12 protein-coding genes and 1 tRNA gene are annotated in these 14504 nt (G+C 67.3%); 4 read left to right on the forward strand and 9 right to left on the reverse strand.

What is annotated here, in order from left to right:
- Window positions 1–224 precede the first annotated feature (224 nt).
- Window positions 225–301: transfer RNA gene (locus C666_RS16095), tRNA-Arg, on the reverse strand.
- A gap of 149 nt (window positions 302–450) precedes the next feature.
- On the opposite strand from C666_RS16095, the gene C666_RS16100 reads away from it, so the two are divergent.
- Window positions 451–891, forward strand: a complete 441-nt coding sequence (locus C666_RS16100; RefSeq protein ID WP_004343420.1) for a c-type cytochrome — start codon at window positions 451–453, stop codon at window positions 889–891.
- 106 nt (window positions 892–997) lie between these two features.
- Here C666_RS16100 and C666_RS16105 read toward each other — a convergent pair whose 3' ends face one another.
- On the reverse strand, window positions 998–2992 hold the full coding sequence (locus C666_RS16105; RefSeq protein ID WP_004343422.1) for a UvrD-helicase domain-containing protein: 1995 nt from the start codon (window positions 2990–2992) through the stop codon (window positions 998–1000).
- 320 nt (window positions 2993–3312) lie between these two features.
- Between C666_RS16105 and C666_RS16110 the strand changes: the two genes are divergently transcribed.
- The 3 genes from C666_RS16110 to C666_RS16120 all read left to right on the forward strand — a co-directional run bounded on the left by C666_RS16110 (window position 3313) and on the right by C666_RS16120 (window position 9074).
- Window positions 3313–7170 (forward strand): PAS domain-containing hybrid sensor histidine kinase/response regulator, encoded by a 3858-nt coding sequence (locus C666_RS16110; RefSeq protein WP_004343424.1) that lies wholly within the window; start codon window positions 3313–3315, stop codon window positions 7168–7170.
- Between the two features lie 13 nt (window positions 7171–7183).
- Window positions 7184–8275 (forward strand): response regulator, encoded by a 1092-nt coding sequence (locus C666_RS16115; protein WP_004343426.1) that lies wholly within the window; start codon window positions 7184–7186, stop codon window positions 8273–8275.
- A gap of 166 nt (window positions 8276–8441) precedes the next feature.
- Entirely contained in the window at window positions 8442–9074 is a 633-nt protein-coding gene (locus C666_RS16120) for a pentapeptide repeat-containing protein (RefSeq protein WP_004343428.1), read from the forward strand.
- A gap of 32 nt (window positions 9075–9106) precedes the next feature.
- Here C666_RS16120 and C666_RS16125 read toward each other — a convergent pair whose 3' ends face one another.
- The 7 genes from C666_RS16125 to C666_RS16155 form a co-directional block, all read right to left on the reverse strand.
- A complete protein-coding gene (locus C666_RS16125) occupies window positions 9107–9724 on the reverse strand; it encodes a chemotaxis protein CheB (RefSeq protein WP_004343429.1) in 618 nt (205 codons plus the stop codon).
- Between the two features lie 95 nt (window positions 9725–9819).
- Window positions 9820–10689: a CheR family methyltransferase gene (locus tag C666_RS16130; protein WP_004343430.1), complete on the reverse strand. Its 870-nt coding sequence runs from the start codon at window positions 10687–10689 to the stop codon at window positions 9820–9822.
- 214 nt (window positions 10690–10903) lie between these two features.
- The gene (gene lipA / locus C666_RS16135; protein ID WP_281169795.1) at window positions 10904–11908 is read right to left on the reverse strand and encodes a lipoyl synthase; all 1005 of its coding nucleotides are present in this window, start codon (window positions 11906–11908) and stop codon (window positions 10904–10906) included.
- Window positions 11908–12579, reverse strand: coding sequence for a lipoyl(octanoyl) transferase LipB (gene lipB, locus C666_RS16140; RefSeq protein WP_004343434.1), 672 nt, complete (start codon window positions 12577–12579; stop codon window positions 11908–11910). The genes lipA and lipB overlap by 1 nt, the downstream gene beginning before the upstream one ends.
- Complete coding sequence (locus C666_RS16145) at window positions 12576–12860, reverse strand: YbeD family protein (RefSeq protein ID WP_004343435.1); 285 nt, start codon at window positions 12858–12860, stop codon at window positions 12576–12578. The genes lipB and C666_RS16145 overlap by 4 nt, the downstream gene beginning before the upstream one ends.
- A gap of 25 nt (window positions 12861–12885) precedes the next feature.
- A complete protein-coding gene (locus C666_RS16150) occupies window positions 12886–14013 on the reverse strand; it encodes a D-alanyl-D-alanine carboxypeptidase family protein (protein ID WP_004343436.1) in 1128 nt (375 codons plus the stop codon).
- A gap of 129 nt (window positions 14014–14142) precedes the next feature.
- A partial coding sequence (locus tag C666_RS16155; protein WP_004343437.1) for an SPOR domain-containing protein occupies window positions 14143–14504 on the reverse strand: 362 nt, incomplete at its 5' end.

Consider the following 14504-nt stretch of genomic DNA (forward strand, 5'->3'; position numbering starts at 1 on the left):
TTGCGCATGTCCGTCCTCGTAGGTTGACGGACTTTACAGCTTCACGTGGTACGGCCCAGTGGGGGCAGGTCACACAAACGCTTCTACGAACTTGTCGACACGGCCATGGTTCCGGATAAAACCACAGCGTCGGTATTCAAGAAACGCCTTGGCGAGGCATGTGCCCATGCTGGGAGCACAAAGCAAAAGCGGCCCGCCAGAGAACTGGGGGACCGCTTGGAATGTGGCGCGCCCGAGACGATTCGAACGTCCGACCCCTGCCTTCGGAGGGCAGTACTCTATCCAGCTGAGCTACGGGCGCGGGGGCTTGCACGGATTGGCGCCCGCACAAGGCTCGGAAGCATAGCCGCGTTCGCCGACAAAGTCCATGCCGCACTGCCACAATGGTTTTTACCCGGCTATAATCCCGGCTTTCGCCTCGCGCCATAACACAAGTCAAAGGACTCGAGCATGTCGAACCATCGCGCTCTCACCCGCTTCGCAATGCCTGTCGTCATGATCGCAGCCGCCGGGCTGGCCGGCTGTGGCAAGCAGGGCTCGGCCGACCCTGAACTGACCGCCACCCTGATCCAGCCGGTCGCACGCGTCGAGATCCAGGCCGTCAAGATCGCGCCGGGCTCCCGTACCGGCGAGCAGATCTACAAGGCCACCTGTGCCGCCTGTCACGATGCCGGGCTGGTCGGCGCGCCGAAGACCGGCGACGCAGGCGCCTGGGGCCCGCGCTTGGGCCAGGGCCACGATGGCCTGACCGCCTCGGCCATCGCCGGCAAGGGCGCGATGCCCCCGCGCGGCGGCGGCAGCGACCTGACCGACACCGAAGTGCGGCGCGCGGTGGCCTACCTGGCCAACAGTGCCGGCGCGGGCTACACCGAACCGCCGGTCGAGCAGTAAGCTGGTCCCGCCGCCTGCGCTTCGGGCCGGCAAGTGGCAGCATCCAGGAAAGGCAGCTTCGGCTGCCTTTTTCTTTTCCCGGGCCGGCGGCCCTCTCCAGCGTCCCTCAGCCCCCCTTTTCCCGCGATTCGAACATCGCCATCAGGTTCGCCAGTCGCGCCTTGCCTTCTTCCTTGGACACCGGCGCGGCGGTCTTGCGGTCGTTGATCCGGATATCCCCGCCCATCTCGGCGATGAAGCGGCTCGGTTCGCAGGGGCGGAACTCGCGGCCGGACTTGCGCCGTTCGCACCAGGTGATGTTGAGGCTGCGCTGGGCGCGGGTGATGCCGACATACATCAGCCGGCGCTCTTCCTCGATCTTGTCCTCGTCGATGCTGCTCTGGTGCGGCAGCAGGCCTTCCTCGACACCGACCAGGAACACGTGCGGAAATTCGAGTCCCTTGGAGGCGTGCAGCGTGGCCAGCTGCACGCCGTCGAAATCGGGGTCTTCCTTGTCGAGCATGGACATCAGCGCGATCGTCTGGGTGAGTTCGATCAGGTTCTTGCCGTCCTCTTCGCCCTTGCGCCCCAGCCAGCCGACGAAGTCGCGCACGTTGTTCCATTTCGACTCCGCCTCGCGCGTATCGCAGTGCTCGAACAGCCAGGCTTCGTAGCCGATCGCGCCGAGCAGGTCTTCCAGCAGTTGCGCGGCGGGTTCGCGCGGCGCGCGGTACTGCAGCCGGTTGATGAAGCCGGCGAATTCCTGCACGCCGCCGAGCTGCTTGGCGTTCAGGTGCTGGGCCGTGCCCTCCTCGAAAACCGCCGCGAACAAGCTGACATGGCGCCGCCCGGCATAGGCGCCGAGCGCTTCCAGCGTGGCCGGGCCGACGCCACGCCGCGGCGTGGTGATGGCGCGGATGAAGGCGAGATCGTCGTCCTCATTGACCAGCAGGCGCAGGTAGGCGATCAGGTCGCGGATCTCGGCCTTGTCGAAGAAGCTCTGCCCGCCCGACATCACGTAGGGAATGCGGTTGTTGCGCAGTTGTTGTTCGATGATGCGGGCCTGGTGGTTGCCGCGGTACAGGATGGCGTAGTCCTTGAAGCGCGTGCGGTGCTCGAACTTGTGCGCGGACAGCTTGGTCGCCACCCATTCGGCTTCGTGCTCGGCATCGCGGCAGTTGGTGACGACGACCTGTTCGCCCACGCCGTGCTCGGACCATAGCCGCTTGTCGAACAGCTTCTCGTTGTGGGCAATGACGGTGTTGGCGGCTTCGAGGATGCGGCGCGACGAACGGTAGTTCTGTTCGAGCTTGATGACTTTCAGCTTCGGGTAGTCCTGCTGCAGCAGCTTCAGGTTCTCGACGTCGGCGCCACGCCAGGCGTAGATGGCCTGATCGTCGTCGCCCACCGCGGTAAAGGCGCCACGCACGCCCGACAGCAGGCGCAGCAGGCGGTACTGCGCCCGGTTGGTGTCCTGATATTCATCCACGAGCAGGTAGCGCAGCCTGTTCTGCCAGCGTTCGCGCACCTCGGGGTGCTCGTCGAACAGACGCACCGGCAGCGAGATCAGGTCGTCGAAATCCACCGCCTGGTAGGCGCGCAAGGTGCGCTCGTATTCCTTGTACAGCTTCGCCGCGACCGAGGCGATCTCGTTGTCGGCGAGTTGCGCGGCCTCTTCGGGCGTGATCATCGCGTTCTTCCACGACGAGATCTGCCACTGCATCTGCTTGGCGATGCCCTTGTCGCCGTCACCGGCGACGTCGGACACAATCTGCACCGTGTCCGACGCGTCGAGGATAGAGAACTGTGGCTTCAGCCCGCAATGCACCGCCTCCTGGCGGATGATGCGCACGCCCAGCGCATGGAAGGTGCACACCGTCAGCCCGGTCGGCGCCCGCCCGCCCATGATGTGGGCGACGCGTTCCTGCATTTCCTTCGCCGCCTTGTTGGTGAAGGTGATCGCCGCGATGTTGCCGGGGTTCAACCCACACTCGTTGATCAGGTGGGCGATCTTGTGGGTGATCACCCGCGTCTTGCCGCTGCCCGCGCCCGCCAGCACGAGACAGGGGCCGTCGAGATAGCGGATCGCTTCGCGCTGCGGCGCATTGAGGAGGGCGGACATCGGTTCTGGCAAGGCAAGGGAGCAAAGCCGCGTTTACAGGCGGCGGAGAGCAATTCTAGCCGAACACTCGCGCCGACATCGCCCGCGCTTCCGGGCCGCATCCGCGCCGCGACGCGGCCGAATGCAGGCAAAGCGATGGCAACCACGATGAACGCATAATAAACTCCCCACGTTGGGCAGTTGCCGATCGACGCACCCATCGCGGCCCGCCACGCAACAGCAAGCGCACATCCCCGACTTCGGTGAATTCACGTCGATTTCGAGACGCCGGGAGAGATCAGACCACATCGATCCTTTCGTCATAGCCTGAGGCCAGCATCTTGAAACTTGCAAAACTCGGTTCGCGGCTCACCTGGGCGCTCGTCGGCCTGCTTGCCGCCGCCGCCCTCAGCGTGGTGCTGGGCTTCATGCTCGCGCGCCAGCAACACGACGCCCTGGATGCCCTGCACCGCGCCGGCGACGCCGCCACACGCTTGCAGCTCGGCAAGGACCTGATGGTCAGCGCCGTACGCAACCACGCCGCAACCGGCGACGATGCGTGGCGCCAGGCCTATCTGACGCAAAAGGACATCACCCGCAGCTGGGACGAGACGCTCGAAGCCTTCGTCACCCAGCCGGGACGGGAGCAGGACGCATCCCTGCTGCTGCAGGCCAGGCGCGAATCCGCCGCCCTGGCCGAACTCGAAACGCAGATCTTTGCCGCGGTCCAGCGCGGCGATCGCCGCCAGGCGATGGAGCTCGCCCATGGCGAGCACTACCGCGCCGCCAGGCAGGCAAGCACCCGGCCCCTGGTCGAACTGGACCAGCGCCTGCAGACGGCCTATGCAGCCATGGAGCAGGCGCAGCGCCGCGACCTGTCCGTCGCGACGCTCGCATCCGTGCTGCTCCTGCTGCTCGGCATGGCGATGCTCGTGACGGTGATGCAGGGCTTCTACCGCCGCCGCGTGCTCCAGCCGCTCGTCGAACTGACCGGCATGAGCGCGCGCATGCTTGCCGGCGAGCACGGCGTCCGCTACACGCACAGCGAAGAAAGCGGCGAAATCGGCGATCTCAGCCGTGCGCTGCAGGGCCACCAGCAGACCATGCGCGAACTCGATGCCGAACGCGAGCGGCTCCGCCGCGCCGAAGCCTGGTATCGCCAGATCATCGAGTTCTCGCCGGATGGCATGCTCATCGTCGACGCGGACGGGCGCATCGTCATCGCCAACCCCAAGGCGCACGAACAGTTCGGCTACCAGGCCGGCAGCCTGGCCGGCCTGTGCGTCGATGAACTCGTGCCGGCGGACCTGCGCCCGTCCCATCCCGCCATGCGCGCACGCTTCACCGGCAGCGGCGGCAACCGCCCGCTCGACAACATCGCCGGCAGCTTCCGCGCGGCAAAGCACGATGGCAGCGAATTTCCGGTCGAGCTCGGCCTCACCCACCTGCCGGACCTGGACGGGCAGCGCACCTGCACCTGTGTCACGGTGCGCGACATCACCCAGCGCAAAGCCTACGAACAGACCATCGCCAGCCAGCTCGCCTTCCAGCGCGTGCTGCTCGACACCCTGCCGCACCCGATGTTCTTCAAGGACGACAAAGGCTGCTACCTCGGCTTCAACCAGGCCTTCCTCGACGCCTTCGGCGTCACCCAGGAGGCACTGCTGGGCAAGAGCGTGCTGCAGTTCATGCAGGTGCCGGCCGAAGACCGGCCCACCTACCAGGCGGCGAACGACCGCATCCTGCGCGAGGGCGGCACCTTCACCGCCGAAATGCGCCTGCCCTTCGCAGACGGCAGGACGCACGACGTGCTCTACAGCCTGAGAAGCCACAGCGGCAGCGACGGCGCCGTCGCCGGCCTGGTGGGCGCCTTGATCGACATCAGCGTGCAGAAGCAGGCGGAACAGGCCCAGATCGAGGCCAAGCATCTCGCCGAGGAGGCGACACGGCTCAAGTCGGACTTCCTCGCCAACATGAGCCACGAAATCCGCACGCCGATGAACGTCATCATGGGCATGGCGCATCTCGCCCTCGACAGCGCGCCCGATCCCCGCCAGCGCAACTACCTGGAGAAGATCCATGCAGCCTCCGAGACACTGCTCGGCATCATCAACGACATCCTCGACTTTTCGAAGATCGAGGCAGGGAAGATGCATTTCGAGGAAACCGACTTCTTCCTCGAAGACGTGCTCGGCAACCTCGCCGATCTCGGCACGGCAAAGGCGCAGGACAAGGGGCTGGAACTGCTGTTCGACGTCGGCATCGACGTGCCCACCGGCCTGCGCGGCGACCCGCTCCGGCTCGGGCAGGTGCTCAACAACCTGCTGAGCAATGCGCTCAAGTTCACCGAACAGGGCGAGGTCACCGTCACCATCCGCCAGGAACAGGCCGCGGACGACGGCGCCTGGCTCTACTTCGAAGTCAGCGACACCGGCATCGGCATCGGCGAGGAACAGCGCCAGCATCTGTTCCAGGCCTTCGCCCAGGCCGATACTTCCACCTCGCGCAGGTATGGCGGCACCGGGCTCGGGCTGACGATCTGCAAGCACCTGGTCGAACTCATGGGCGGCGAGATCGGCGTCGATTCCGAACCCGGCATCGGCAGCACCTTCTACTTCCGCGCCCCGTTCCGCCTGCAGTCCCGCCAGCGCAAGCTGGCAATCAACAGCGAGGACCTGCGCGGCATGCGGATACTGGTGGTGGACGACAACGCCAGCGCACGCGAAATTCTCCAGGGCATGCTCCGCGCGCTGAAGTTCGACGTCACTGCCGCCCCCAACGCCGCCCGGGCGATCACGCTGCTCGAGGACGCCTGCGCCGCCGGCCAGCCCTACCGGCTCGTGCTGATGGACTGGATGATGCCCGGTACCGGCGGCATCGACGCCATCCGCCAGATCCGCACCAACCCCAGGATCGGCGAAACCCCGTTCTTCGTCATGGTGACCGCCTTCTGCCGCGAGGAACTGCGCGAGCGCATCGGCGGCCTGCCGGTGGCAGGCCTGCTCGAAAAACCCATCACGCCATCGACGCTGCTCGACAGCATCCTCGGCGCCTTCGGTGCCGAAATCGCCAACCAGCCACGCAAGAAGGCACTGCAGATCGAGTTCCTCGAAGCGCAGCGCGCACTGCGGGGCACCCATCTGCTGCTGGTCGAGGACAACGTCGTCAACCAGGAAATGAGCACCGACATCCTCGGCCGCAGCGGCGTCCGCGTCGACATCGCCGGCAACGGTGCCGAGGCCTTGTCGATGGTCGCGCGCACCCGCTACGACGGCATCCTGATGGACTGCCAGATGCCGGTGATGGACGGCTTCGAGGCAACGCGCCGCATCCGCCGCCTGAAAGACTGCGAGCATCTCCCCATCATCGCGATGACGGCCAACGCCATGAATGGAGACCGCGAACGCTGCCTCGAAGCGGGAATGGACGACCACATCTCCAAACCGATCGACGTGCAGCAGCTCTTCATACGCCTGCACCAATGGATCAAGCTCCGCGCGCCCCGGCCCGAGCAGCCCGGAGCGCCGGACACGCAGGCCGACACCGCGCCGCTGCCCGCCATCCCGGGCTTGCAGATGGAGTCGGCCCTACAGCGCCTCGGCGGCGACGACGCACTGCTGCACAAGCTGCTCCGCCGCTTCTGCGAAACCCAATCCGGCGCCGCGGCACTGATCGCGCAGGCCCTGGCCGACGGTGACAAGGACGGCGCGACGCGCTTCGCCCACACGCTGAAGGGCCTCGCCGGCACCATCGGCGCACGCGCCCTGGCAAGCTGCGCGGCCGACGTCGAAACCCGTCTCCACCATGGCACACCGGTCGATGAAGCGCTGCGCGAGCTGGCCGGCACGCTGGAGGCCCTCACCGCCGCCATCCAGGGCGCGCTCGGCGCCGACGAGGCCAGTCGGCATGACGGCCCGGCGCCGGAGGCGCCCGCCGAGGCCCACCTCACCGGGCCTGCCGGACTCGATGCCCTCAGGGCCGGACTGCTGCGGCTGGAAGCCCTGTTGCGCGACGACGACGGCGAAGCCGGCGGGCACCTCGACACGCTCATCGACGCCCTCGCCGGACTCGGCCTCTCGGGCCGGGCCGCCGAACTCCAGGACCTCGTCGCCCAGTACCGCTTCGACGAAGCGCTCGCCAGCCTCGACGGCCTGCGCCGGGCCTGCCCGGCGCTCGCCGCCTCCGGCGCCCACCCCTGACCAAGGCCCCGCCATGAGCCACGCGCCCCGCCAGAGCACCATCCTGCTGGTCGATGACGTACCGGACAACATCGACATCCTCGGACAGGTGCTTTCGCCTCACTACCGCACCCGCGTCGCCATCAGCGGAGAGCGGGCGCTGAAGATCGCCGCCACGGCGCCGCAGCCCGATCTCATCCTGCTCGACGTCAGGATGCCGGGCATCAGCGGTTACGAAGTGTGCAAGCGCCTGAAGGCCGGGCCCGAAACCCGCGACATCCCGGTGATCTTCGTCACCACGATGAGCGAGACCGAAGACGAAGCGCATGGCCTGGCGCTCGGCGCCGTGGACTACATCGCCAAGCCCATCAGCCCGGCCATCGTGCTGGCGCGTGTGCGCACCCATCTCGCCCTCTACGACCAGAATCGGGAGCTCGCCCGCCAGGTGCATGCGCGCACGCTCGAGCTGTTCAACACCCGCCAGCAGATCATCAACCGGCTCGGGCGTGCGGCCGAGTTCCGCGACATCGAGACCGGCAACCACATCATCCGCATGAGCCACTACTGCCGCCTGATCGGCGAAGCGGCCGGGCTCGGCGAGAAGGCGGTGCAGACGCTGTACCATGCATCGCCGATGCACGACGTCGGCAAGATCGGCATCCGCGACACCGTGCTGCTCAAGAACGGCCCGCTGAACGAGGAAGAATGGGCAATGATGAAACGCCATCCCGAGATCGGCGCCGAAATCATCGGCACGCACAACGACGAATTGCTGCGCGCCGCGCGCGAGATCGCCCTCTACCACCACGAACGCTGGGACGGCAGCGGCTACCCCGCCAGCCTTGCCGGAGAAGCGATTCCGCTGATGGCACGGATCGCGGCGATCGCGGATGTGTTCGACGCCCTGCTGACGAGCCGCCCGTACAAGGCCTCGTGGAGCGTCGAGGATGCGGCTGCCTACATCGAGGCGGGCTCTGGCTCGCACTACGATCCCGGCCTGATCGAACCTTTCCGGCGCGCCCTGCCTCGAATGCTTCGAATCCGCGAGCAGTTCGCCGACGCCCTCGGCACGCTGGACGACACCGAGGCCACCCACCACATCCCGGGCGCGGACGGTGCCGTCTAGGTGACTTTCGGCTTCCGCTCGCGGACAATCCATACGCACCATGCCAAGCGGAATCTCTCATGACACAGAAAACCATGGCCGCAATCGCGCCGAAGCCCCCCGGCAAGCCGGCCCCCGCCCGCCAACACACTCCCGCCGCACGGCCGCTGGTGGAGCCGGCCTGAGGATGCGGATACTCATCTGCATCATCGCCGCCACCCTGCTGGGCCTGCCGCCGGCCACCCACGCCCAGCGCGCCGGCAGCGTCGGCGGCTGCGACATCCGGCGCGGCACCTTGTGCACCAATGCCAATCTGAATGGTGCCCAGCTTGCCGGCGTGAATCTGGCCAACTCTCAATTCACCCGCTCGGACCTGTCAGGCGCCAACCTCAGCGGCGCAACGCTGAACGAAGCGAATTTTTCCAGCACCGAACTGACGGGCGCCGACTTCAGCGGCGCATCGATGGTGCGCATCAACCTGCGCAGCGCCCGGCTCGGAAACGCAAAGCTGGTCGACGCCGACCTGCGCAACGCCGTGCTGCAGAACGCCGACCTGCATGCGGCCGATCTCGGCGGCGCCAGGCTGGCGAATGCCGACCTGACCAATGCCCGCCTCGAAGGCGCGCGGCTGGACAAGGCCGACCTGCAGCGCGCCAACCTGCGCGCCGCCAAGCTGCGGGGCGCCTCGCTCGCGGGCGCCAACCTGCAGGGCGCGATCCTGACCCGCGCCGTGCTCATCGACGCCGACCTCAGCGGCGCAAACCTCGACCAGGCGATCTTCCTCAACGCTCAGACCCAGGGCTGCACGGGCTGCCCCTGAGCGGCCGCTCCGTGCCCGGGCCCGGGCCCGTCTCAGCGCCCCACGTGGCGCAGCTCGCTCACGATGCGCGCGGCAATCGCGCGCAGGTCGAGCACCTCGCATGCGGCGCCGATATCCACCGCCTCGCGCGGCATGCCGTACACCACGCACGACAGCTCGCTCTGCGCGATGGTGAACGCCCCCGCGCGGCGCATCGCCAGCAGGCCGGCCGCGCCATCCTTGCCCATGCCGGTCAGCAGCACCCCCACCGCGTTGCGCCCCGCCGCCCGGGCAACCGCATGGAACAGCACATCCACCGAGGGCCGGTGCCGGTTGACCGGCTCGGTATCCGACACCTCGGCGACGTAGTGGCCGCCGTTGCGGCCCACCGCGAGATGGGAATGCCCCGGCGCCACATAGGCATGGCCCGCCATGATGCGTTCGCCATGCACCGCCTCCTTGACCCTGAGCGCGCACAGGCGATCGAGACGTTCGGCAAAGGATCGGGTGAAGCGCTCGGGCATGTGCTGGGTGATGACGATGCCGGGCGCATCGGCCGGCATCCCCGCCAGCACCTCGCGGATGGCCTCGGTGCCGCCCGTGGAGGCGCCGATGGCGATCAATCTGTCATTGAGCGGCGGCCTGTTCACCGGCATGTGGCGCAAGACCATCAGCGTCTCCAGGAAAGCGGTCCAATCCGCGGGCGGGGCATTTCGGCGTTGTCCATTGCACGGCCCGGAATGGCGTCAGGCGCCGGCGAGCGCCTTCATGCCGGACGGGAGACGGGCGCATAGGCGGTACGCCCGAGGCTGCGGAACAGGTCGGCATGGTTCTGCAGGCTCTCCGAATGGCCGCAGATCAGCAATCCCTCGGGACGCAGCAGCGGGCGGAAGCGCTCGACCAGGCGGCGCTGGGTGGGCTTGTCGAAATAGATCATCACGTTGCGGCAGAAGATCGCGTCGAACTGCCCGCGCAAGCCCCAGTCGGCATCGAGCAGGTTGATCCGCTTGAAGTCGATGCGGCTGGACAGTTCCGGCCGCACCTGCAGCATGCCGTGCCCGGCGCCGCCCGCGGGCTGGAAAAAGCGGCGCAGGCGCTCGGGCGCGATGCCCCGCACGCGTGCCTCGGGATAGACCCCGCGCTGTGCGGCCTCCAGCACCTGGGTATCCACGTCCGAGGCGACGATCTCCATCGCGCGCGCCGCGGGCAGGGCCTCGGCCAGCGCGATCGCAATCGAATAAGGCTCTTCGCCGGTCGAGGACGCCGCGCACCACACCCGGTAGGGGCCGGCGCCCGCGCGGCCGCGAGCATGCTCGGCGAGCATGGGGAAATGATGCGGCTCACGGAAGAAGGACGTCAGGTTCGTGGTCAAGGCGTTGATGAAGGCCTCGCGCTCCCGCCCCCGGTCGGCCTCGACCAGATCGAGATACTGCTCGAAGCTCTTCAGCCCCTTCGCCCGCAGGCAGCGGACCAGGCGGCCGTACACCATGTCCTGCTTCAGTTCGGACATCGCGATGCCCGCCAGCTTGTGGATCAGCCTGCGCGCGCGCTCGAACTCCCGGTCGGAAAAGGGAAACTCCCGCATCTGCTGGATGCGGCTGCTCTGTTCAGCGGCCTGGCTCGGCAATCTTTCCATCTGTCCCCGTCCTGCGCGGCCCATGCCTGCGGCAAAAAACACTGCCTATTGTCGCTGCCCCGCTGCGCGCGGGATGTGAGTTCTTCCATACCCACGGCTGCTTCCTGCCCTTCGCCGGGCCGCCGCATCCGCGGGCGCCGGAAACGACAAGCCCCCGAGCCGGCCATGACGCCGGTCTGGGGGCGTGCCGAGCTCCGGGGACGCGCGCGAGGGCTCAGGCCACGCCGGCGCCATGCGCCTGCTGGTCAGCCCAATAGCTGGAACGCACCATCGGCCCGCAGGCGGCATTGCGGAAGCCCATCTTCAGCGCCTCGGTCTCGAACATCTTGAAGGTGTCCGGATGCACGTAGCGCAGCACCGGCAAGTGGCCGCCGGAGGGCTGCAGGTACTGCCCGATCGTCAGCATGTCCACGTCGTGGGCGCGCAGATCGCGCATGACTTCGAGGATTTCCTCGTCGGTCTCGCCCAGGCCGACCATGAGGCCGGATTTGGTCAGCACGTCGGGATGGCGGCCCTTGAACTGCCTGAGCAGTTCAAGCGAATAGGCATAGTCGGAACCCGGACGCGCCTGCCTGTACAAGCGCGGCACCGTCTCCAGGTTGTGGTTCATGACGTCCGGCGGCGCCTGGTCGAAGATGTCGAGCGCGACCTCCATGCGGCCACGGAAGTCCGGCACCAGCACCTCGATCGTGGTCCTGGGCGAAGCGCCGCGCGTCTCGCGGATGCAATCGACGAAGTGCTGGGCGCCGCCGTCGCGCAGGTCGTCGCGGTCGACGGATGTGATCACCACGTACTTCAGCCGCATCGCCGCGATGGTCTTGGCCAGGTCGTGCGGCTCGTCGGCATTCAGCGGCTCGGGACGGCCATGGCCGACGTCGCAGAACGGACAGCGCCGGGTACAGATGTCGCCCATGATCATGAAGGTCGCCGTGCCCTTGCCGAAGCACTCGTGGATGTTCGGGCAGGACGCTTCCTCGCACACGGTGTGCAGCTTGTGTTCGCGCAGCGTGGCCTTGATCTCGTTGAAGCGCTCGGCTTCCTGGCCGGCGCCGAGCCGGATGCGGATCCAGTCGGGCTTCTGCAGGCGTTCGGCGGGAACGATCTTGATCGGGATGCGTGCTGTCTTGGCGGCTCCGCGCTGCTTGCGGGCCGGGTTTTCCACCGGGTTTTCCATTTTGGGCTGTCTCGTTGGTGTGGCGCTCGTGGCGCAGAGGGCGATTATGCCCGCGCTGGCTCGCCTTGCGCAGCCCGCACGGCCTGATTGTGCGCATCACGCACTGCCTCGACCGGCGGCAGCAGGCGCTGCAGATGGACCAGCAGGCGCTCGCCGACCCCCTCGACGCTGTCGTCCACGCCGAAGTCCTTCATGCGGATCGTCTTCAGCCCCTCATAGCCGCAAGGGTTGATCCAGCCGAAAGGCGCCAGGTCGGCATCGACGTTGATCGCCAGCCCGTGGTAGCTGCAGCCGTTCCTGACCCGCAGGCCGAGCGCGGCGATCTTGTCGCCGGCGACATAGACGCCGGGCGCGCCGTCCTTGCGCTCGGCGGCGAGGCCATATCCGACCAGGGTGTCGATGATGGCCTGCTCCATCAGGTGCACCAGCTCGCGCACCTTGAGCCGGCGCCGGGGCAGGTCGATCAGCAGGTAGGCCACGAGTTGGCCCGGGCCGTGGTAGGTGATCTGCCCGCCACGGTCGATGTGTACCAGCGGGATGCCCGCCGGGTTGCGCAGCAGGTGCTCGGCCTTGCCGGCCTGCCCCAGGGTGTAGACCGGCGGATGCTGCAGCAGCCAGACCTCGTCCGCCGTATCGTCCGCGCGTTCGGCGGTGAACACGCGCATCGCCTCCAGTGCCGGCGCGTACTCCACCAGACCGAGGCGCTTGACGATCACAGCACCACCTTCACCATCGGATGCGACGTCAGTTCGCGGTACAGGGCATCGACCTGCGCCTGCGACAGGGCACGGAAGGTGCAGGTCACCGCAAGATAGTTGCCCTTGCTCGACGGCCGCATCTCGGCACCCGCGGGATCGAAATCGGGCGCGTGGCGCAGTACCACCTCGATCACCGCCTGGGCGAAGCCATCCACCCGCGCGCCCATCGCCTTGATCGGGAAATCGCAGGGGTATTCGATCAGTGTCTGGCGCGGCTGCGCGCCGCCTTGTTCGCTCATGCCGTCCTTCCTCGCAGCAGCTTGCTCAGAGATTCTTGAAGAACATCACGATCGCGTCCCACAGGCGGCCGAAGAAGCCGGCCACCGGCACCTCCTTGAGCGCGACCACCGGATACTCGCCCAGCGGCTTGCCGTCCACGCTCAGCTTCAGGGTGCCGACTTCCTGCCCCTTCTCCAGCGGCGCGACCAGCGGCTGGCGGCTCTCCAGCGACACTTCCACCTTCTGCGCGGCTTCCTTCGGCAGGGACATGACGAAATCGCTGATGAAGCCGACCGCGACCTCGTTCTCCTTGCCCTTCCAGACACGGAACTGGGACAAGGCCTCGTCGGCCGAGTAGAGCTTGACCGTGTCGTAGAACTGGAAGCCGAAGTTCAGCAGCTTCAGCGACTCCTGCGCACGCACGGTGTCGGAAGCGGCGCCGAGCACGACCGAGATCAGCCGGCGGGTTCCACGCTGCGCGGTCGACACCAAGCAGTAGCCGGCAGTGCTGGTATGGCCGGTCTTCATGCCATCGACGGTAGCATCCATGTACAGCAGGCGGTTGCGGTTGGGCTGCTTGATGCCGTTGTAGGTGAATTCCTTGAGCGAGTACAGGCCGTAGAACTCGGGGAAGTCGCGCACGATTGCGCTCGCCAGCAGGGCCAGGTCGCGCGCCGTGGTGTAGAGCTGCGGGTCGGGCAGGCCGGTGGAGTTGGCGAAATTCGTGTTGACCATGCCCAGGCGCTGGGCCTCGCGGTTCATCAGGGCGGCGAAGGCCTCCTCGCTGCCGGCGATCGCCTCGGCCAGCGCCACGCAGGCATCGTTGCCCGACTGCACGATCACGCCGCGGATCAGCTCGTCGACGGTCACCGGCTTGTTCGGCTCGATGAACATGCGCGAGCCTTCCATGCGCCAGGCCTTGGTCGACACCGGCACGACCTGGTCCGGCGTCAGCGTGCCCGCCTTCAGGGCGCTGAAGGTCAGATAGGCCGTCATCAGCTTGGTCAGCGACGCGGGTTCGATGCGGGTATCCGCATCCTTGTCGACGAGGACCTGTCCGGTGGCGTGGTCGACCAGCACCCAGGTATTGGCTGCGAGCGCCGGCGGCGGCACCGACTGCGCCATCGCGGCAAAGGAAAACAGTGAAATCAGGACGGCAAGGACGAGACGCATGAGGGAACCCGGAAATGAGGAGGGGAAACTGGCGGGAACGGCGGATTATAGGCGCCGCCCCCGCCAGGGGCCAAAAGCGAAAGGCTTTGTTTCAACCCGATGCCGCAATGCAACAAACGCCGCGGCCATTCAGCGCACGATGACGAATGGCCTGAGCTTCAGCGTAGAGCCCATGCGCTCGGCCGCGGCGCGCGCCGCATCGACCGTATCGTAGGGCCCCGCGTGCAGCCGGAAACGCTCGCCGTCGGCGAACAGCTCGAGGCGCTCCGCATGTTCGCCCACCTCCTGTTCGACGGAGGCCTTGAAGCCTTCGGCATTGGTGCGCGACGCGAAGGCACCGAGCTGCAGGAAGATGCCCGCGCTGGCCGAGGCGATGTGCGGCACCAGACCGTCACCGGCGCCGGACGCCGCTCCGCCGACGGCCGGCGCGGCATCCGCCATCGGCGGCACGAGCGGCGGCAGGACGCGCGCTTCGGACGGGGCGGGGGCCG

The organism is Thauera linaloolentis 47Lol = DSM 12138, assembly GCF_000310205.1.
GTDB classification, from domain to species: Bacteria; Pseudomonadota; Gammaproteobacteria; order Burkholderiales; family Rhodocyclaceae; genus Thauera; species Thauera linaloolentis.